Source organism: Acetobacter orientalis, assembly GCF_000963965.1.
Taxonomy (GTDB): Bacteria; Pseudomonadota; Alphaproteobacteria; order Acetobacterales; family Acetobacteraceae; genus Acetobacter; species Acetobacter orientalis.
Window position 1 is genome coordinate 1 of the sequence record NZ_BAMX01000022.1, and the last position, 20,854, is coordinate 20,854.

Sequence of the window (20,854 nt, forward strand, 5' to 3'; positions counted from 1 at the left end):
CAATGCTAACGCATCATGACCCCCAGTCCGGAAACAGGCTGGGGTCTTCTGCGTGTCGTACCAAAGCCTACAATGCTATAAACACCCACACATACAGTAACCTGTAGCCCCGTAGCAGGTAGAAAAAGAGGGGTAGGGTGTGTCTGGGCTGCCTTATATAGCGCGTTATTATTTAATCACAGGTATTGGCTTTATGGGTTTTGTTTTTTCCGACCATAAGGCGGTGTGCTTGTAAGCAGAATGAAAGCGAAAGTGGGTGTTTATGCCGTACAGTGGAGTGATATACTGGCGGCATAAATAAGGTTTATTATAGCAAAGGGCAGATAATATGCGCCCGAAATAGGGCGCATAAAGGCTTTAGTTATTCCATTTAATGCCGGGGGTGGCGTCTTCCTCGTGGCCGACCGGCTGTAGAGTATGGCATGTGCTTTGGGGCACTTTGCCTTTTAAGAGGTTGGTTGCAAACGGTACGGAGTCATTTGCTGAAGGGTTAACTGCTCCGTTATGGGTTAGGCCATGGTACTGCACCCACGTAACATGCGTGCCAGCATCGCACATGGCGGCAACGGCGTTATATTGCTGGCTAATACCCGCTTCACCATCGGCTAAGCCTGTGCCAACCCAAACTGGCATTTTAAAATGCGCGTCTGGGATAACGAAGGCTTGGTTATAAGCTGGGTCGTTTTGCGTGACACCAGATGTAAACATGTTGCCGATAGTAATGTCGTGGCTGTCTGTGTAACGGAACAAGTCACCTAAGCAAGACTGGCGCGCTTGGCGTGACAGGTCGTGCCCTTTGTCTGTCATGCCTGTATCCATATTTTGGCCGGGGTGTAGGCTTTGTTTGGAGCCTTCATCGGTCAAAATGTCAAAAGCTGCCGCCATGTGGGGTGTTTCTGTGTTGCTACGGGGCAGCGGCGGGTGCTTGGGGTTTGCTGGTATTGCAAAATCTGTCACGACACCAGTGGCCACAACCCCCAGAATATGAAGCTCTGGGGCATAATGCGGGGCCATCCAGCCCGTGCCGAGTGCCGCACCACCCCCTTGAGACTGCCCGACCAAAACAATACGGTTACGCAACTGGGTGGGGTATTGCTTTAAGGATGCGCGTAGCCCGTTAAGCACGCTGTAGGCCTCAGGCTTATACATAAGGTAGGGGTGCGCGCCCGGTGTGCCTAGGCCTTGGTAATCGCTGGCAACAATAGCAAAGCCTGCGGTAAGCCAGTGGTCTAGAAAGGCCCGGTCGCGGGAGAAATAGCCACGCCAAGAAGGTGCACATACGTCTGCAATGCCGGTTGTACCGTGCTCCCACGCAATAACGGGCCAGCCGCCTTTAGGCGGTGTGCCTTTGGGAAAAATAACCTGACCAGACACAACTACGGGGTCTTCGTGCCCTACACCGCTAAGAGAGGTGTAGAGAATACGCTCTGCATGGTCGGCTGTTTCGGGCAGTTTTAGGTTTTGAATTCTCTCTGTGCGGATCATGTGCCCGACAGCGTTGGGTACGGTAGCGGGGGGCTGATAAAAAGCGCTGACACCTCCGTCACCCAAGGGGCGGTCTGGCACTATGGGTGCTGCTGGCGCTGGGGGCTGCTGGGCGGTGGTGCAGGCGGCCACAGTGATAAGAGCTGTTGCACTCAGGAGGGTACGGAATGAACGGGTCATGACAGTGTCTCCAAATTTTTAGTGGCCAACCGCCACGCCGTCACGGTGGGGGTCGCCCCAGCCTTCTAGGCCAGAAGCGTTACGGGTAATGCCCTGCACGGCAGCGTTCATAACGGCACTTTTGGGGGTATGGCCCATTTTGCGTAATGCTGCGGCTAGGTTTGCGGCAGAGGTACCGTGCTCAAGCTCTTCGGCTCGGTTTTGTGCGCCAATACGGGGTTGCTCAATGGCTGTGCGAATGTTTTGGCCCCATGCCAGATACCCCACCAGTGACTGCACAACTGAATCGATAATGCGTGCGCCACCACCCGCACCAATAATAACTTCTGGTGCGTTATCTGCGCCAAAAACAATAGTGGGGGCCATAGTGGTAATAGGCCGTTTGCCCGGGGCAATGGCGTTGGCTACGCGCTGGCCATCAACAACTGGGCGCGTGGCAAAATTTGTAATAGCGTCGTTTAGCACCATGCCATTGACAACAATATCAGCCCCGAAATTGAGGTTAATTGTTGTTGTAAAAGACAGCGCATTGCCAAAACTATCATGAATAGACAGGTGCGTGGTGGCGGGCACGGTCATGGCGTCTGAGACGGGTAGGGCTGTTTGGCCTGCCGGAATAACGCCTGGCACGACTTTTATAGCGGCAGAATTGAGGTTTATCTCTTTTGCGCGGCTATCGAGATACCCTGTGCTGAGCAAATAGGTGGTGGCTACCGGCACAAAGTCTGGGTCTGCTGCGTATTTGCGGCGGTCGGCCTCAGCAAGGCGGGAGGCTTCAAGCAAGAGGTGGGCAGCTTGCACACTGCCGGGCTGGTAGCGGCCAATTTGCATGCGGTCTAGCAGGGCAAGCTGTTGCAGCACGGCAAGCCCGCCTGCCACAGGCGGGGCGGCAGAGCAAATACGCCGCCCAAAGGCATGCACGCATAATGGGGTACGCTCACGCACTTTGTAAGCGGCAAAGTCTTCTGGGGTAATGTGGCCGGGGTAGGGAGCTTGCGCTACCGCTTGGGCAATACGTTTGGCGTTTTCTGGCGCGTAAAAAGCTTCGGCACCATTTTGGGCTATGGTGGTGAGGGTATCTGCCAATGCGCTGTTATGGAGCAGGGTACCACGCGGCAAGGGCTTATGCTCGGCATCAAAATAGCTTGCAAAGTCAGGCAGTTTTGCAAGGTCTGGGCGCTCGGTTAGCACCAAATGCAGGTAACCGGGCATTGCAAAGCCGTTGCGGGCGGTAGTAATGGCCTGCGTAAACAGGTCTGCCCAAGGCAGTTTACCGTAGCGTTTGTGCAGCAGGGCCAGGGTGCGTAAAGTACCGGGTATGGCAACAACGCGGCCTGTACGCTCAAGTACAGCGTGCGGAATTTGCCTGCCTTGTGCATCTTTGGTGTAGTCTTGCGGAATAGAGGCAGGGGCACTGGCTAAGCCATCGTAAAAACTAAGCTGCCCGGTTTGTTTTTCCCAGAATAGAATGGCGGAGCCACCACCTAAGCCAGAGGCTTGTGGCTCGACCACGGCCAGCACCATTTGCCCGGCAATAGCGGCATCTACTGCGTTGCCACCGCGTGCCAGAATGTCTGATGCGGCATGAGACGCCATAGGGTTGGCTGTTGCAACCATATAGTTTTGGGCGGTGGTAGGGGTTTTTGGGGGCATAGGGGCAGCACAAGCAGAAAGAAGAAGGGCAGAGGCACCAAACATGGCACTAAGGCCAGCCCGCCTGCGCAGAGAGAGGGGAAGGGCTCGGGGATCTGTTTTGATACTCATTTTGAAACAAAGACCTCTGCTACACCGCATAAAAATATCTCTGAGAAAAGATGTTACGGTCTTTAATCGAAACAATAAACGTGCTGATTATGGATAGATTAGAAACCTATGGTGATGAATGAACGTCTTTCAGGCAATGACTACGTTTGTAGCGGTGGTTGAAACCGGTAGCATGGCGGCTGCAGCCGAGCGTTGCAGTATGTCGTCTACCATGGTGGGCAATTACATTCGTTTGCTGGAAGAGCGCGTGGGGGCCAGCCTGCTGCGGCGCACCACACGGCGGCAGAGCCTAACCCCCTTTGGCGCTGTCTATTTTGAAAAATGCCGCGAGCTTATCGCCATGCTCGAGGAAACAGACCGTATGGCGCAGGCGGCCCAAACGGTGCCCGGTGGTAAGCTACGGGTAACGGCCCCTGTCACTTACGGCACAGAAAGCCTAACCCCCCAACTGGTAGACTACCTGCACCAACACCCCATGGTGGACGTAGAATTGGTGCTGACAGAACGCAGCGTTGACCTGACAGAAGAAAAATTTGATGCAGCCATTCGGCTTGGTTTGCCAGCGCCTTCCACCCTTATTTGCAGGCGTTTGGGAGATTACCGCATGACACTTTGTGCCTCTCCCGACTATTTGGCACGACGGGGAGAACCCTTTACGCCCATGCAACTTCAGGCGCACGATGCCCTGTCTTTTCCCTATCCGGCTAGTTCTCCCATGCAGTGGGCCGGGCGGGAATGGCAGCTTGAAGGGCCGAAAGGAAAAGTTGTGGTCGATATTTTACGCACCCGCGCTGTTATGAATAGCACACAGGCCCTGCGTAAAGCCGTACTGGCAGGTATGGGGGTGGCTATGTTGCCAGCCGACCTTGTGCGGGAAGACCTGCGGGCTGAACGGCTTAAAGTGCTGTTGCCAGACTACCGCCTGCCCACTCGGCCTGTTTACTTATTATACCATAAAGACCGTTTTAGCTCGCCCACCTTGCGCTCGTTTATCAATTTTATGGCGGGTGCTCTGGGTGGCATAGCAAGCCAGACCCGATGACAGCATTTTTGTCTGCCTCTGAACGCAAACGCTATGTTCTGACAGCAATCATCGGCAATGTTGTCGAATATTATGATCTGGTCATTTACTCTTATTTCTCTGCATTTATTGCCCGGACATTTTTCCCGGCAGATTTACGGTTTTCTCAAATTGCGCTGGCGCTTGCCACCTTTGGGCTTTCGTTACTAGCGCGGCCTGTGGGCGCTTACTTTTTGGGCGGGTATGCAGATAAAAATGGGAGGTTGCCGGGCCTTACGGCCTGTATGGCCCTTATGGCGCTTGGGAGTGCCCTTATTGCCTTTTGCCCCAGCTACGCACAAATAGGCGGCCTTGCGCCGTGCCTTATTGTTTTTGGCCGCTTGATACAAGGGTTCTCTTTAGGTGGCGAATTTGGGGTGGCGACCTCGTTTTTAATAGAACAATCCCCCCAGCATGAAGCAAAGCGGGCCAGTTGGCAGGCTATAGGGCAAATATTGGCCTCTCTGTGTGCGTGTAGTGTTGTGTTGTTGCTTGGCAGTGTTATGAGCCAGCAGGCTTATGCGCAGTATGGGTTTAGAGTGGCGGCGGTGCTGGGGTCTTGCGGTGGTTTGGTGGGGCTGTTGCTGCGTGCCTCTCTTGGCCCGCGTGAACGCATGCCGCAGGTTGCTGTGCCCAAACCAGTTGGGGTGGAGCGTTATACAGCCCTGCGTATTGTGCTGGTTATGGGTATGGTTAGCCTTGGCAGCGGCATTACCTATTTGGGGTTTTATATGCCCCACTATGCACAAAATGTTTTTCATGTGTCTGCGCGGCAAACTTATTGGGCGGCCTTTACCACCTATGCTGGGCAATTGCTCTTCACCCCTGTGCGGTGGCGGCTGGCAACCTATTTTGACCAAACAAAACGTATCTACCCCATGCTATGCTCGTGTACCGTGTTGTTTTTATTCCCGGCTACGCTGGCGCTCTGGATCCCTTGGACACCGCTTACGGTTATGGTGTGCCCCCTTTTGCTCAATATATTGGGGCTGTTTTATTTTGCCGCGCTGGACGGATATATGGGCCTGCTATTTGGCAAAGCGCATAGGGGGCGGGGGCTTTCGGTTGGGTACTCGCTTGGGGTGGCTATATTTGGTGGTTTGGCGCCCTTGTTAAACGGGGCAACTATCCAGCTCACGGGTTACCAAAATGCGCCGCTTTATTACGTTATGTTTACCGCGTGCCTTGCCGCGGTAGCCGTAAGGCTGGGCGTGTATTTCTTAAAAGAGACACACTCAGCCTAAGTGTCGTGGCTTCTAGAAGGCGGTTTTGCTGCCTTAGGGAGGTTATTATCAACCTTAGGTTGGCAATGTCCCCACGATTAAGCCATTTATTTTTTGTAGAAGATTCGTAACGATTATCAGGCATCACGCTCTTTCAGGAAAATGTGCCGCCATGTCTCGCCAAAAGATTTGCACGATTGCTGCTCACTCCAACGCTCTGCTGCGTGCCGCTAAAAGCAAACGGCACCTGATGGCAGCAACAGTGCTTGGCGCGTTTGTGCTGAGTGACGTTGCCGCTGCACAGCCTACGGCAAACACACTAGTAGCCCCGCAAGTGACTGGCCACGCAGCAGGCGGTAGTGCCCCTAACGCGGCGCGGGCGCGTAAGCGCACGGCACAAGCTGGCCCACGTGTGTCTAGTTCTTCTGAAAGCCTCGATATTCGGGGTAATAGACGCAATGCCCCCGGTGGCGGCATGATGCGTGTTGAGCGGCAAGCCCGTGCGACCCAGTCTGTGACCAGCAGCTACATTGCTATGCAAAGCCCTACCAGCGCCCCGCTTGATCTTATTTCTAACCTGCCAAGCGTGAACGTGTCTTCATCAGATCCAAGCGGCATTGATGGGAGTTCTATCAGCAGCCGTGGTCTGAATGATGTTGATATTGGGTTTTTGCTTAACGGTATGCCCATAGCCAACGGCTCATCTACATCTGGGGCAAGCTTTATCCAGAACTATATTGATTCCCAGAATATTTCTGTTGAATCCATGACACCGGGTTCCATTTCTGTGGAAGACCCACTGACTTCGGCTGCGGCTGGCTCACTCTCCATTACCACCCGCGCACCAACCGATAAATTTGGTGGCACGCTTTCTGGCAGCTATGGTTCGTTTAATACGTCTAAAGAGTTTATTCGTATCGATACCGGGCTTTTGGGCAATTCTGGTATTAAAAGCTATGCCTCGTTTTCACACACACGCGCAGATGCATGGCGCGGGTCTGGCAATAGTGACCGCAAGCACATGGATTTTCGGGCACAAAAAACATTTGGGCAAAATAGTTCGGTTGATCTGTTTGTAGGCTACAACCACTATGAGTCGTACCTGCTGCGTTACCCAACCATGGCTAACTTCATGAACGACAAGCACGGTCGGCCTGTTGCAACGCCCCTGAACTATACCGACACATTTAACCCGACCTCTCCCAGCACGTATTATGCAGAGCGTGGCACAAACAAAGATCAGTTTTACGCCTCTTTGCCGAGCAAATTTGCGCTTAACCATATTTTTAGCTTGAGCATCGTACCGTATTACCAGCGTGCTGCTATTACGCTAGACAGCGCATCGCGCATGCGGGAAGGGTATACGTATGCAGGGAGCGCGCTCCAACAGGTTGATCTAGACGGCAACGGCAAAATTACAAAAGGCACCTATTACGATGCCGCCAGTGCTGCGCAGTCTGTTAACCAGCAAGGCGGCGTTGTTGCTGCCCTGCATTGGTCGTTAAAAAATAATTCCGGGCAGGTTGGCTACTGGCACGAAGAAAACCGCTACTCCCTGCTCACCCCCATGATGCGTATGAACCAAACAACCGGTGCGCGGCCATCAGACAACGATAAATCGTCTTACCTGCGTGATACGGCGGGCAATGTTTACTACACGACCAATTTCTTGGGGTCTTACAGCCTTAACTCCGGGTTTTTGGAAGATGCGCAGTATTTCATGAACCACAAAATGAGCCTGCGCGCCGGTATTAAAGTAACAGCCATGACCCTGCGCGGGCAGGATTTTCTGGCGGCTGGGGCCGGTAAAACGTCTCAAACCTTTGTGTCCCCCACCCCGCGGGTTGCATGGTCTTATGATATTGACCGCCATAATCAGGTTTATATCAATGCGGAGGGAGACTTCCGTGCGCCGTCACCTGTTGGCCTAATCACACGCTTCAATACTTCAACAGGTAAAATCAACACATCTGGTGCGGGCGCAAAACCACAATATTCCATTAAGGAAGAAATTGGGTACCGCTATTCAGGCAATTTGCTGGTGGCAGATATTAGCGCCTTTAACTTCAATGTCTCAAACCGCCTGCTAACCCTCAACACATTCAGCAACGATGTACAGGTAAGCCAGACCATGAACGCGGGCGGAGAAACGATTAGGGGGGTAGATGTTATGTTGTCTACCCGGCCTTTGCTGCACCGTTTCCGTCCGTATGTGTCGTTTGAATATTTGCACGCCACCATGGACAACAACCTGCCAACAACAGCGGCAGATGGCGTGGTAGATTACCTGCGCACTAAAGGCAAAAGACCGGTCATGACCCCTAAATACATGGCAAGTGTTGGCCTCACCTATAATGAAGGCCCGTTTTTTATGAATGCCAGCCTGCATTTTACGGCTAAGCAGTATTCATCTTTCATGAACGACCAAGCAATGCCCTACTACTTTACCAACACTATTGCGCTTGGGTACCACTTTCCAAAAGTATGGATTGCGCAATCTCCCACTTTCCGTTTGAATTTTTCAAACGTTACTGGGCAAAATAAGTTAGGGAGTGTGTATTCCTTTGCGAACAATGCACGGCCAACAGTAGGTGTATATGGGCATGCTATTGCGGCATCTTCTGCACCGACTTACGCACCACTCCCATCGTTTGCCATGATTGGCACGGTTTCTACCTCGTTCTAAAACAGCACGGGTTGTGCAGAATATTTTAAAGTGTTCGGTACAACCCGCTATAGACTCTCTGATTTGAGCACGGCTCTCAGAGTATTTAATTCCTATAATATTTCTTTAAAATTACAGAAGATGTAGCACTTTTACTGCGCTACGGGCTCTTTCGTGCATATAAGAAAATATACCCGCCAGAGTGGCTCTGGTTGTTGTGTTAGGGCGTATTTTTGAGTGTATTATGCCTTAGAAATTTGGAATACATCGTTAATTTTCTCAAAGTAGTGTTTCATTTTAAATAACAAAGTTAAATAAAAAACAACTACAAAATATAAAAAATAATCAAAATTGTTAAGAGTATTTTAAAATAGCAAATATAGCGTGGCGACACTTTGTTGGCGTATTTGTAATAAAAGTCTAAAGCGCTTTTATTCAAATGCTGCTCTGTGCTCTCCAGATACAAGAAGCAGTAGTATGAAATTATGCGTGTCTTCCCGGCCTGTAACGCAACAAGCATGGTTTAGCCATTCACAGCTTCTTATGCGGTCGGTTTCTACCCTGGCTCTTAGTTTGTGGGGGTTAGCTGTTATTCAGCCTAATAGTGCCAATGCAGAAGATATCACAAATTCATCGACTATTGTTGGCCAAACAGGAACACAGCCTTCAGGCAGCACAGGTTGGTTAAACGGCACGCCCGGTAACCCCGGTGGGGATGGCGCATCCGTTAGTTCAGCGCAAACCTATACCAACACAAGCCTTGGTAACATAACGGGTGGCAAAGGGAGCAAAGGGGGTACTGCACACTATAGTGGTTCTGGCGGGCAGGGTGGCTCTGGCGTTCTTATTTCAGGCCAAGGTAGCACGTTAATTAATGCTGGGAGTATAACCGGCGGGCAAGGGGGCGATCGTGGCAGTTACTCGGTAGGCCCAGGTGGGTATGGGGCGGCTGGGAATGGCGTTTCTATAACAGGTACAGGAAACACACTTATAAATTCAGGAACTATCTCTGGTAATCATGGTGGCATAGGTAGCCCTGACGGCACTAATATATTTTCCAATTCAGTTAACGTGACAGCAACCAATAATACTGTAGAGCTAGATGTTGGAGGCAGTTTTGCGAACAATGTCGTGTCTACTGTCACAGGCAATACGTTTGCCTTGGGGGGTAAAGGGACATCGACGTTCGATTTTTCAAATTCGTCTTCTAAAGTAACGGGTTTTTCATATTTAAAAGTAACAGGCGGTTCAGATTGGACAATTTTAGGGACCAACACCACAAGTGTTGATGTAACAATAGACCCGACAGCAACCCTTGAGCTTGGGAATGGTGGCGCAAGTGGTCTTATAGCAAGTGGCCAAGCTATTCATAATAGTGGCACCCTTGTTGTGAACCACAGCGATACAGTCGTACTTAACCAAACAATTGATGGAACCGGCACCTTTGTGCAGGCCGGTAATGGTACAACGCGCCTTACTACAGCCCAAAAATATACTGGGGCTACCAGTATTACTGGAGGCACTCTAGCACTTACGGGAGACGGCTCTATTGCGGCATCTTCTGGTGTGCATGCCAACAGCGTGTTTGACCTCTCTGCTACGACCAACACGGCACCTAACATTACCGCTTTAGATGGTACGGGGTCTATTATTTTAGGCGCTAACACGCTTAACCTAACTAATGCCAATAGTGGCTTTGGTAATGTCTTTTCCGGGGTAGCATCTGGTACCGGCGGGTTGGCGGTTGGTGCCGGCACAGAAATTCTTGCAGGTGATAATACTTATACCGGGGCAACAACGGTTAATCAGGGCGCAACCTTGCAACTTGGCAATGGAGGCACTGGGGGGCGTATTAGCACCAGCTCTGCCATACACAATAATGGTGCATTGGTTGTTGACCATAGTGATGCTGTGGTTCTTACACAGGGCATTGACGGTATCGGCAGCCTCACCCAGCAAGGGCAGGGTACCACAACCCTGAGTGCGGCCAACAGCTACACAGGTGCTACCACCATTACAGCAGGTACATTGGCTTTAAGCGGTGATGGCAGCATTGCCACGTCTTCTGGCGTGCACGACAACGGTGTGTTTGATGTCTCGGGCAGCAGTTCTGCAACACCGAGTATTACTGCGTTAGAGGGGGCAGGCTCAGTTGTGCTGGGTGCCAATACGCTCACCCTGACAAATGCAAATAGTAGCTTTGGAAATATCTTCTCCGGTGTTGCCTCTGGCACTGGTGGCCTGACGGTTGCGGGTGGCACCGAGACACTGAGCGGGGCCAACACTTACACGGGTGTAACCACAGTTGCGCAGGGAGCCAGTCTGAACTTGCCGGGTTCTATCGCGGGTGATCTCACGACAGCCGGCACCACGAGCATTTCTGGCGGCAGCGTTGGTGGCAGCACCAGCAATAGCGGCACATTAACAGCGTCCGACGCGACCCTGCACGACCTCTCGAGCACGGCAGGCACGGCAATGCTCACAAATACCACAGCGGGTGCCCTGACCAACGCAGATGGCGCTACGCTACGCTTGAGCGGTGGCAGTGCGACCTCTGCGACTAATGCTGGCACCATGAGTTTGAGTGGTGGCAATAGTGTCAGTGGTGACGTGACCAACACAGCCGGTCAGGTAACGCTAGATGGCGCAACAGTTGGCGGCACGTTGGCGGCCCAAGGTGGTAGCTTCACGGTTGGTGCCAATGCTGCCACCGCCGGGTCTTTAAGTGGCACGGCAAATGGGACGCTGGACGGCACGCTTAGCTTGAGCAATGCTGCAGATACTTATAGTGGCATTTTATCTGGCGCTGGTGGCCTGAGTGTTAAGGGTGGGAGCGAAGTTCTCAGCGGAGATAATACTTACACGGGGGCCACAACCATCGCGACAGGTGGAACCCTGCAGTTGGGCGATGGTGGCACCACAGGGAGCATCAGTTCCAGTACTGCCGTGCATAATGACGGCCAACTGAGTGTAAAACATAGTAACGATCTGACCATAGCTCAAGCCATGGACGGCAGCGGCAGCTTTACCCAAGCAGGCACCGGCACAACCGTTTTAATGGGGGCAAATAGTTATAGCGGTACAACCACGGTCAGTGCTGGCACTTTGCAGGTTGATGGTAACCAGAGCGCCGCGACCGGCGCAACAGAGGTGGCGTCTGGTGCTTCTTTAGCCGGTATTGGTACTCTGGGCGGCAATGTAACATTAGCTGATGGGGCAACATTAACCCCTGGTGGCATTAACCATGCTGTGGGCACATTAACAGTGAACGGCAACTTGAGCCTTGGGAAAAATTCCATTCAGAACTGGGATTTGGGGCAAGTTAATATTGCTGGCGGTCAATATAATGACTTTGTTGACGTCAAAGGGAATCTGACCCTAGGCGGCACTTTAAATGTTGCCGCTGTTACCGATGGGCCAGATGTTAAAAATGGCTTGCTAGACGCTGGTGTTTATAGACTGTATGCGTACGATGGAAAATTGTCTGGTGCTCTAGATGAAAAACTGGGGGATATTCCACAAGGTGATAATGTAAGCCTTGGTTTACAAACATCTATTGCACACCAAGTTAATTTGGTTGTGAGCGATGGAACACTCATTTATTGGGATGGTGGCAACAGTGCAAACCATGGAACCGATGGTGCCTCTGGTAATGGTGAGGTTAATGGCGGTGATGGTGTATGGACAACCTTAAACGGTGTGGGAGACGGTAATTGGACAAACTATAACGGCACCCGCAATGCTCCGTGGGATCCGGGTGGGTTTGCCATTTTTAATGCAACTGCTGGCACTGTTACTGTGTCGGATACAAATAAGGCTGGTAATGTTGCCAATGTAACAATTAAGGGTATGCAGTTCGCCAATAGTGATGGAAATATGTATGTTGTTACAGGCGACGACGTGTACGCAACAACCAATACCACCACTATTCGAGTGGGTGACGGCACGAACGAAGGCTCCACTATTATTGCCGATTTAGATACCGTTATAAACGATAGCCAAGTTTCTGGTGGTACCTCTTTGGTTAAGTCAGATGCAGGCACTCTTCTTATTACAAAAGACCAAACTTATGTGGGAGATACCACAATTAGCGGTGGCACCTTGCAGCTCGGTAACGGTGGCACAGAAGGCCGTATAGACAGTAGTGCTGCTATTCATAATGATGGCGCATTGGTTATTGACCATAGCGATGCGGTCACTTTTACGCAGCAGATTGATGGTTTAGGTAGCCTTACGCAGCAAGGGGCAGGCACAACGGTGCTTGGCAATACTAACACCTATGCTGGTGGTACAAACATTACAGATGGCACCTTGCAAGGTAGCGCAAGTAGTTTTGGTAGTGGCGCTATTGTAAACGAGGGCACGCTCGTCTTAAATCAAGATAAAGATGGTAGTCTCGATAATCCCCTTTCAGGTAAAGGGGACTTTATAAAAAATGGCAATGCCTTAGTTGGCATAAATTACGACGACAGCCAGTTTGAAGGCAAAACAACCGTGTCTGCTGGCACCCTTAATGTAAATGGTTCTTTAGAAAACTCTCAAATAAGCGTTGCAGAGGGTGCAACTTTGTCGGGGTTAGGTACGGTAGGGGCAACGCATATTGCACAAGGCGGCATATTGGCGCCCGGTAATGCTGATACTGTAGGGGCATTAACTATTAAAGGCGACCTGAGCATGCAGGCAGGCTCTGTTTTATCAGGCACAGGTACAGGCACACTGACAGGCACAACATTTACGGCCAACGGTGCTACTTATGCCCAACTTTTGGGTGATGTGGTGCGGGTTGCTGGGTCTGCAAATATTGATGGTGCATCTGTCAGCTTTAATGTGGTGCAGGGCTCAGTGCTTAAGGCGAACCAAGCGTATACAGTCTTAAGTGCGACAGGTGGCATAAACGGTAAATATCTTGATCTTCTGACAAATATTACAAAAAACTATCTCTTTTTGACCCCTCAACTATTTTATACGGCTGATGATGTAGACCTGCTTTTAATAAACAATGGCTTAAATATTTCAGAATTGGGCGGCAGTGGTAATCAACGTCAGGTAGAACAAGGGTTGTCTGGCATGTCTGTTGAAAACCCCATTATTAAGGCTATTTCTCAGCTTGATAAGCAAGATGGGTTACAGGCCATTAATGCTCTTTCGGGAGAAGGGCATGCTTCTGTCGCTACAGCTATGACCGAAGACGCATTTTTTGCACGAGATGCCATGAATGAGCGTTTAGAAAGTGCTGAATGCGATGGCGGCTATAACAGAGGCACACAAAGTACAGCGAGCTTAAATAACAAGGTTTTTGAGAAAAATAACCGCTGTTATACGGACCGCTTTACACTGTGGGGCCAAAGTTATGGCAGCTTAGGTGAAAACTATGGTGACGGTAACGCCGCTACCATGCACCACACCACAGCAGGCTTTATGGTGGGGGCAGATACCGCAGTGCATGACCGTTGGCGTGTTGGTGGGTTGTTAGGGTATGGTAGCTCAACATTTAATGTTGGCACTGGTCGTAACTCTCATGGCAACAGCAATAATGTGCTGCTTGGTGGCTATGCTGGCACACATTGGGGTAAGCTCAACCTGCGTATGGGGGCGTCTTATGCATGGAATATGCAACAAGTTAATAGAACAGTTGCATTTAAAGGGTACCAAGGTGGGCGGCTTAATAGCAGCTACCTAGGTGGCACAGCGCAAGCATTTGGTGAGGTTGGCTATAAAATACGGCATAACGGCACAGTTATAGAACCTTTTGCCCAAGTTGCGTATGTTAATACTCATACCAATAAATATCACGAAACAGGTGGTATTGAAGCTCTGAACGGACGCGCTATGGATATGGGGGTTACGTTCTCCAGTTTTGGTGTGCGTGCGGCCTCTACTTTCAAAGTGGGTAATCTGGCCATGACCCCTCAAGCACTTTTGGGTTATCGCCACGCGTTTGGGCATCTAGCACCCACCGTGCGGCAAACATTCGCAAGCGAAGGGAATGGCCCTATGATGTCTATTTCGGGCACGCCCTTAGCAGCAGATAGTGCCGTGCTCAATGCAGGCTTTACCATACAGGCAACAGACCGCATTGATTTTGGTCTTTCCTATATTGGCCAATACGCCGTGCAGGCATTGGATAACGGGGCACGCGCCCACGTCAAAATTACGTTTTAAAGCAAGGCTGGCAGTAAGCGGTGTCTCTGCCATCAAAAAAATGGAGCTATTATGAACAAAAATCTTAAAATTATTGTTCCCGCAAGTATTGGTGTTTTGGCCCTTGCCTGTATAGGAGCATTTACATTTTATGGTCATGCATCAGCTAATACAGCAGCATCTAAGGCAAAAAGTGCTAACAACACCCAACCGTTACTGGAATATACTCTACCAAGAGGGGCCTCTTCTTTAAACGAAACCTACCAAGACTGGCGTGTTGTATGCCAAAAAAACAACCAGACGGCACAGTGTTTGGTTGTGCAACAAGAAAATGAAAATAAAACACACCAGCATATTCTTACTCTGGAGCTACAACCCAGAGGTGACAGAATAGCAGGGTTTGCAACACTCCCCTTTGGCCTTGCTTTGGCAAAAGGGGTTACTTTACAAGCTGATGCACACCCCATAGCCGATGTGCAAGCCTTTACAACATGTGTGCCTGCAGGTTGCCTTGTGCCGGTTAATCTGACCACTCAGCAATTTATAGAGCTACAAAAAGGCACAAAAGTAGAAATAAGAGCCGTTTCTGTTACGGGACAAAATGTTTCTATTCCTTTTTCTAACAAAGGTTTAGAACAGGCGATGGCGCGTATTACGGCGCTTTCTAGTTCAAAAATTTCTGGACACTAAACTATGCCGAGAGTCTTTTTGTATACAGTATAATGAGTTAAAGTAGATGTTAATTTTGCCAATCATATTTTCTATCAAAATATGGTTGGCGTATAAATGTATAAGAAATTAAAACTTTCAATAATGAAGAATATCTAAAGCAGCATAGTCATTCAATACAATGCTATAGCACAGTATATGCGGCAGATATATTTTAGCGATGAGATCATGCTCAGGGGAACGCCAACATGTCTCCAATTCTTATTAAAGGCTGTTAAGGAGAGAAAATTGCGTTTTCCCTTAACAGTAACCTGCCTTTTCATGGCACCATTACCCTGTATGGCAGAACCCGCACTGCCAATGCTACCAGCCCATACATTAGAGTGTGAGCGTTCTGAAGCTTCTCTGTTCACAACAGAACAACAAACTGCACCTCTCATAACAGTTGGGCGTTTCCCAATTTTTTCTGCTTTGTCGCGTAGCCCAGATGTTTTTCAGTCTCCCGATTCCGTTTATATTGGTGGGCTGCCTACGCATGGTTGGGGCAAAACTGGGCAGGCAAATAATACGGTATCACGGCCAGGTTCGTTGGTGATTACAGGCCAGCCATGGGGGCCATATAATGCCGGAGCTCTAGAAAACATTTTATGGGGCATAGGTGTTGACCAGCAAAATGGTGTGGCTAATGTAGACTGGCGAGCTGGGCAAGTGCCGCCATTTGATGGTGTGGGCCAGTATACAGGTGTAACCAACGCATCTGCTATGGTTATTGCACCGGCAAAATTTATGGCTGGGCATGCTGTTATTTCTCCAGCATTCACGCCTGCTCAACTGTCTATGTTAAGAATTGGTATGTATGTCAGTACAAATATCATTAATTCCCAGATTTCAGAAAAACCTATAAACAATTGGGTTGGTGACAGCTATCCTCTGGTTAATTTTTATCAGGGTATATTAGCTGGTTGGCAGCAGTCTTTTGATAGTACGGGTAAGGCCATTACGCTGCTTAATGTGCCTGCATGGGGTAATTATAATTTTAAACAGCAGCACGTAGGGAGCGTACCCGGTTACGAAAAAGGTGATAGTTTAGATACATTAAGGTCTAACTATAAACAGCCAATGGTATTTATCGGCAACGATACAGGCGAAACCGCTCATAATGACTACCTTTTTTATGATGGCCGAAAATCATCTTCTCAAGAAAATAAAGGGTATGCAAAAGCACTTTCGCATACATTAAGCGATACTGAGGTAGACTTACGGTATTATGCAACAAAACCAAAAGATGTAACGGTAAATGGTATAACCGTTTCAATTGCGTCTATGATGAACAGCCCTGTGGGGCGAGAGGCCATGACATCGGGTAGCTATCTCATGAACTTGAGTGGCGATATTCCCAACATACTTATTCTTGATGGCGCAGCAGATGCCAATATTATTCAAGGGCACTCTTTTTACCTACATGGGCAGGAAGGTACATATTTTCCGAAAGAGTATACCGCCACACAAACAAAAAATAGAAAAGTCCAAACCAATTTTGCATTCACTAGTTTTGCAGACAGCATAAATTCTCTTAACTTAATAAGTTACCAACAAGCTTATGGTCATTCTCAAGGTGCAACCAACACATCTTACCATTTGGGTTTACATGCAGACGGTAATTTTAAATTCCCGACGACTACAGGTTCAAATTATGGAGAGATTGAATGGAACCCCAAAGGAGCTTGGGGTGCTTCTATTGCGTTATGTGCAGCGCAGGAAAATTGTGGCCTGATTCATGACGGGAATGGCATGGTGCATTTAAAAAATGGCGCTCATGTAAAAGAAGGGGGGGTAACAGCAGGGAGTGGTCTTGTTATTGGCCCGCAACCGCAAGGCCATAATGCAGGGTTGGGTTTGTATATGCCTGTTTCTAATATCACTACTCTTTTAGAGATTATGCAAGGTAATGAAGAGTTGCTTTCATTGCAAAATACAGGAAATTTTATATTAAAAAAGACTTTTTTAGCGAAGCAGAATGTCATTGCTCAGGGGAACATTGTAGCAATTGGGTATTTTCAGCAACCTCTTAAAACCCCAACCTCTTCTCAAGCATCGTGTTCTGCTGGTCAGTTTATGGATGATGAAAATTACCATTATGTCTGTGTGGGTAAAAATCATTGGAAAAGAAGCGCTTTGAGTGATTTTTAGAGACTGGCTATAATCCCATTCAATACTGTAAGATGCATTGATGGGGTTATGAGAAACAAATAATACAGTTAGAGAGTTATAAAATTAAACAATCCAAGAGAGAGTTTTGTTACTTTCCTCTAAAAGAAGCTCTTTTGATTTAGTGTCTAAATTGGAAGATGCAATGAGAAAATCATTATAATTTAAATTTTGTTTCAGTAAAAAATCTACAAACTGTTGGTAGTTAAAATAATATTTTATAGATGAAAGTGTCTCAAACTGGAACGAGTTTTCAATAAGGGAAAATTGCTCCCACGCAGAGTGGTCTTGTCGGTTACACGTAATGTCTCCACCAAGGTCTAGCGGAACACAGCTTAGATATTTATTGGTATAAGGATCTCTTAAGAAAACAGAATTATTATGGGAAGGTACAATCTGAAAACGATAGCAGAAGCTTTTTTGCTGTTTATCTTTAATGTGAAAATTAATATTGGAGACCTGTTCGTTGTCTTGGCTTACAAGGTAAATAGTATCAGGGTCTTCGTCGTAAATTATGCCATATATAGGGTTGTTTGTGGTTGAGATATCTGGTGTTTGTGCAAGAAAACCGTCAATGCTATCTAGGTGTAAATAACTATCATGTTGTGTTTTAATAACAAAAGTTTTTGATTTTTTCTCATTTAAATTGATAACTTGGTTATGGAATTTATTTTTTAAAATAAGAGTTTCTTGGTAGTTATCAAAAAGTATAGCTTTAATATCGTTCAAAATTTTATTGGCATTTTCAATTTTTGATTTTTCAATATGATATTCAAGATCATTCTTATCAAAATGATTCCAATAAACTGTAGAGTTAGAGAGATCTGCTCCTAATCTTCTATTTATACGAGCAACATAATGCTCCATAGAGCGGCAAATATAATGGTTTACTCTGGCTCTACCCCATTCAACTTTTTTGGTAGAACCGGACCATGTAAAGCTATTTCCAAGAGAGTCTAGATATTGCTCATTTTCTAAATGGAATTTATGTGGGTCAGTGTAATTAAAAGTATAATATTCTGGTTTTATAATGCTCTTAACAAGCGTATTATCATCAAGCTCTTTTTGAGAGTGAAAAAGGAAGGCCTGATAAATAGGGATATGATCTTTTAGAACCTTATAGGAGCCACCATAAATACACCAGTTTAAAGCAATAGCATTGCAATTTTCATAATCTAAAAGAAAATCATTTATGGTATTATGTTCTTCTAAATAAATATATTCATCAGCATCTAAAAATGCGAGCCATTTGTAATTATTAAGCGATTTTCGGCAGGAATCAAAATAAGATTCTTTTTGTCTCCAGTAAAAATTTGGCTCTTTTCCAATACTAGTTCTATTTAATTCAATATTATATTTACGGCTAATTATTTCACATACTTCAAAAGTGCCATCTGTTGAGTGGTCATCGTAGATAAAAATTTTATCAAAACCTAAACTCAAATGCCATGAGATCCAAGAAGCGATATCGTAAACTTCATTTTTAACGAAAAGTACAATTGCAGACTTGTCACTCATTTTAATTTCTCCGTAAGCACAGAAATAAAATAGAGAGTTCTTATTTTTCATTCAATTAAAGTTATTTATATCAGAGCATTATTTAATTTTTCATAACGTAATTTGTATTTTATTATGTTAAAATAAATTGAACAGTGATTGTTTTATTTTTTGGTCTGCAAATACAAGGCTATCTCGTAGGTCATTAGGGTTTATGTAATAAGAAGATTCTGGATAATTTATTTCTTCACGGCCAAAGATATAGCACATTTTTTGCTGAGCGGCTTTACAGAGCGCAGATTGTATAAACCCAACTGAGCGTTTGTTATCTCTTAAACATCCGATAAAAGCAGAACGAGGCGCAAAAATACTATTATGGGAGGCTGATCCATATTCGCTAAATATAGAAACACTTTTAGAGTAAGTTTTTATTTGTTCATCAATAGTCATTTTTTCCGGGTAAAATATTGTATAACCAAAGTCTGTTACAATGTTTTCTATTTCGGTTGCATTAATAATACGCCGTGTGGAGGTTAGTTTTTGGCGAGAAAGATAAATTTTTTGCGTAATATCTGGTAGGGTAGGTAGCTTGAGTTTGGTTTTTAACCAAACAATATAATCTGACATAAGGGGGTGACAGGACATACCACATGTTAAATTGGTTGGGATAATAAGAGACTGGCAGTGTAGATATTCTTTTGTATGTTCAAATTTTATAATATTATCAGGTGTTATTCCAAATTTTTTAAGAAAAAAATGAACAAAATCTGGACATTGGGCGGGAATAATCCACTTTATTTCTTCAGATCTGGTACCTAAGCGCTCTAGTAGATATATGCGTGTAAAAAATTCTATTGTCCAATGGCCCCAAGTTGTCCAGCCTGGGCCGTAAAGAAGCACGCAAGGGTCATGAATAAAAGTTTCTGTAATTATATTTTCTAAAAAATGAGCGAGCACGGGGCGGCCTGCTTCTCTTAAATTTAAACCATCTGTTGCTAGAAAAGAGTTGTTTTTAAAAAGATAACCATCAAAAGTAATGCAAACATTTTTTGCGTTATAAATGCCGACAGGTGACCCTGCTGTATTTTCTACAATTGAGCGTCCAACATCTTGGTTCACCGCGCCAAAAAATGCGGTTATTTCGTGGTCTAATAAATCTGTTGTCTGAGATAAAGGGATAAAACTATGACCCAATTGTCTATCTATAGAATAAAACGGCATTTCAAGCAGGGCGTGTTTTGTAATATTTACCATATTCATAAACCGAAAAAATAAAAATTAGATTTAGAGTTAAAACTCTGCACAAGCAGGATATTTTAGATTTCATGAACAATAGAAAGCCAAATCATCCACTGATACTTTAAGCAGAGAGCATTAGAAATATTCAAGCTTGAGTTGAAGGTTTAATTATAAAACAAGAAAATGTTTTCTTTTTTCTGTCAGTAATATATTTTATTTAAACGTAAATATTGACCTCTATTTTTTTGAATTTCTCTTCGAGGGCATTAATTTTTATGCTGAGTGCTTTATTTATGGTTTCATCAAAGCACTTTGCTCTCTGGCCAGTTAAAATGTTAATAAAGTAAATATCGTAAGTTGATTTTATTTCACGGAGTAATGAATATTCAAAGGTTCTATTGTTTTTTATAGTCCTTATAACCAGACCATGTTTTATAAAATAATTTAGCGCCCTTTGCATTGAAGAAACACCCGGAATGTCACGATGCATCATAATTGTGTTGAGGGTTTTCCATAGCTCAGTTGCTGTTAAAGGTTTGTGTGCGTGTAGAAGCGCACATAAAGTTAACAGCCCAACATTGCGGAGAATAATTTTTTTGTTTTTTAAGTCTTTTTGTATTTCAAAAAGAGACTTCTCAATGCTTTCCCTATAATGCGGCCACAAGCCTTCTAAGCCAGAAGATTTTTTATACGTGGGTATTATGGGGGCTGGGGGGAGCATAA

General features: G+C 46.6%; 11 protein-coding genes. 6 read left to right on the forward strand and 5 right to left on the reverse strand.

The features are described from left to right. Positions 1-357: 357 nt before the first annotated feature. Complete coding sequence (locus Abor_RS08660) at positions 358-1,665, reverse strand: lipase family protein (protein WP_048841476.1); 1,308 nt, start codon at positions 1,663-1,665, stop codon at positions 358-360. Positions 1,666-1,683: 18 nt separating this feature from the next. Continuing rightward, positions 1,684-3,363 (reverse strand): gamma-glutamyltransferase, encoded by a 1,680-nt coding sequence (gene ggt / locus Abor_RS08665; protein WP_052946411.1) that lies wholly within the window; start codon positions 3,361-3,363, stop codon positions 1,684-1,686. Positions 3,364-3,547: 184 nt separating this feature from the next. On the opposite strand from ggt, the gene Abor_RS08670 reads away from it, so the two are divergent. From Abor_RS08670 to Abor_RS08695, 6 genes are all read left to right on the forward strand, one after another. Then, positions 3,548-4,471 carry a LysR family transcriptional regulator gene (locus tag Abor_RS08670; RefSeq protein ID WP_048841477.1) on the forward strand — a complete coding sequence of 308 codons (924 nt, stop codon included), beginning with the start codon at positions 3,548-3,550 and terminating at the stop codon, positions 4,469-4,471. Continuing rightward, complete coding sequence (locus tag Abor_RS08675) at positions 4,468-5,733, forward strand: MFS transporter (RefSeq protein WP_048841478.1); 1,266 nt, start codon at positions 4,468-4,470, stop codon at positions 5,731-5,733. Before Abor_RS08670 ends, Abor_RS08675 begins: the two co-directional genes overlap by 4 nt. 151 nt (positions 5,734-5,884) lie before the next feature. Beyond that, positions 5,885-8,398, forward strand: a complete 2,514-nt coding sequence (locus Abor_RS08680) for a TonB-dependent receptor (protein WP_048841479.1) — start codon at positions 5,885-5,887, stop codon at positions 8,396-8,398. A gap of 456 nt (positions 8,399-8,854) precedes the next feature. Beyond that, on the forward strand, positions 8,855-14,539 hold the full coding sequence (locus tag Abor_RS08685) for an autotransporter domain-containing protein (RefSeq protein ID WP_048841480.1): 5,685 nt from the start codon (positions 8,855-8,857) through the stop codon (positions 14,537-14,539). A gap of 51 nt (positions 14,540-14,590) precedes the next feature. Beyond that, positions 14,591-15,208, forward strand: a complete 618-nt coding sequence (locus Abor_RS08690) for an invasion associated locus B family protein (protein WP_048841481.1) — start codon at positions 14,591-14,593, stop codon at positions 15,206-15,208. Between the two features lie 318 nt (positions 15,209-15,526). Then, on the forward strand, positions 15,527-17,377 hold the full coding sequence (locus tag Abor_RS08695) for a hypothetical protein (protein WP_146855145.1): 1,851 nt from the start codon (positions 15,527-15,529) through the stop codon (positions 17,375-17,377). Positions 17,378-17,461: 84 nt separating this feature from the next. Here Abor_RS08695 and Abor_RS08700 read toward each other — a convergent pair whose 3' ends face one another. From Abor_RS08700 to Abor_RS08710, 3 genes are all read right to left on the reverse strand, one after another. Further along, a complete protein-coding gene (locus tag Abor_RS08700; protein ID WP_048841483.1) occupies positions 17,462-18,913 on the reverse strand; it encodes a glycosyltransferase family 2 protein in 1,452 nt (483 codons plus the stop codon). 117 nt (positions 18,914-19,030) lie between these two features. Continuing rightward, positions 19,031-20,146 (reverse strand): glycosyltransferase family 61 protein, encoded by a 1,116-nt coding sequence (locus Abor_RS08705; RefSeq protein WP_158319728.1) that lies wholly within the window; start codon positions 20,144-20,146, stop codon positions 19,031-19,033. Between the two features lie 202 nt (positions 20,147-20,348). Beyond that, the gene (locus Abor_RS08710) at positions 20,349-20,852 is read right to left on the reverse strand and encodes a hypothetical protein (RefSeq protein ID WP_048841485.1); all 504 of its coding nucleotides are present in this window, start codon (positions 20,850-20,852) and stop codon (positions 20,349-20,351) included. Between the last annotated feature and the right edge of the window lie 2 nt (positions 20,853-20,854).

Coding starts and splice junctions, on each gene's coding strand:
- Abor_RS08675 (WP_048841478.1), top strand. CDS start 4,468: ATGACAGCATTTTTGTCTGCCTCTGAACGCAAACGCTATGTTCTGACA.
- Abor_RS08660 (WP_048841476.1), bottom strand. CDS start 1,665: ATGACCCGTTCATTCCGTACCCTCCTGAGTGCAACAGCTCTTATCACT.
- Abor_RS08685 (WP_048841480.1), top strand. CDS start 8,855: ATGAAATTATGCGTGTCTTCCCGGCCTGTAACGCAACAAGCATGGTTT.
- Abor_RS08710 (WP_048841485.1), bottom strand. CDS start 20,852: ATGCTCCCCCCAGCCCCCATAATACCCACGTATAAAAAATCTTCTGGC.
- Abor_RS08670 (WP_048841477.1), top strand. CDS start 3,548: ATGAACGTCTTTCAGGCAATGACTACGTTTGTAGCGGTGGTTGAAACC.
- Abor_RS08705 (WP_158319728.1), bottom strand. CDS start 20,146: ATGGTAAATATTACAAAACACGCCCTGCTTGAAATGCCGTTTTATTCT.
- Abor_RS08700 (WP_048841483.1), bottom strand. CDS start 18,913: ATGAGTGACAAGTCTGCAATTGTACTTTTCGTTAAAAATGAAGTTTAC.
- Abor_RS08680 (WP_048841479.1), top strand. CDS start 5,885: ATGTCTCGCCAAAAGATTTGCACGATTGCTGCTCACTCCAACGCTCTG.
- Abor_RS08695 (WP_146855145.1), top strand. CDS start 15,527: ATGGCAGAACCCGCACTGCCAATGCTACCAGCCCATACATTAGAGTGT.
- Abor_RS08690 (WP_048841481.1), top strand. CDS start 14,591: ATGAACAAAAATCTTAAAATTATTGTTCCCGCAAGTATTGGTGTTTTG.
- ggt (WP_052946411.1), bottom strand. CDS start 3,363: ATGTTTGGTGCCTCTGCCCTTCTTCTTTCTGCTTGTGCTGCCCCTATG.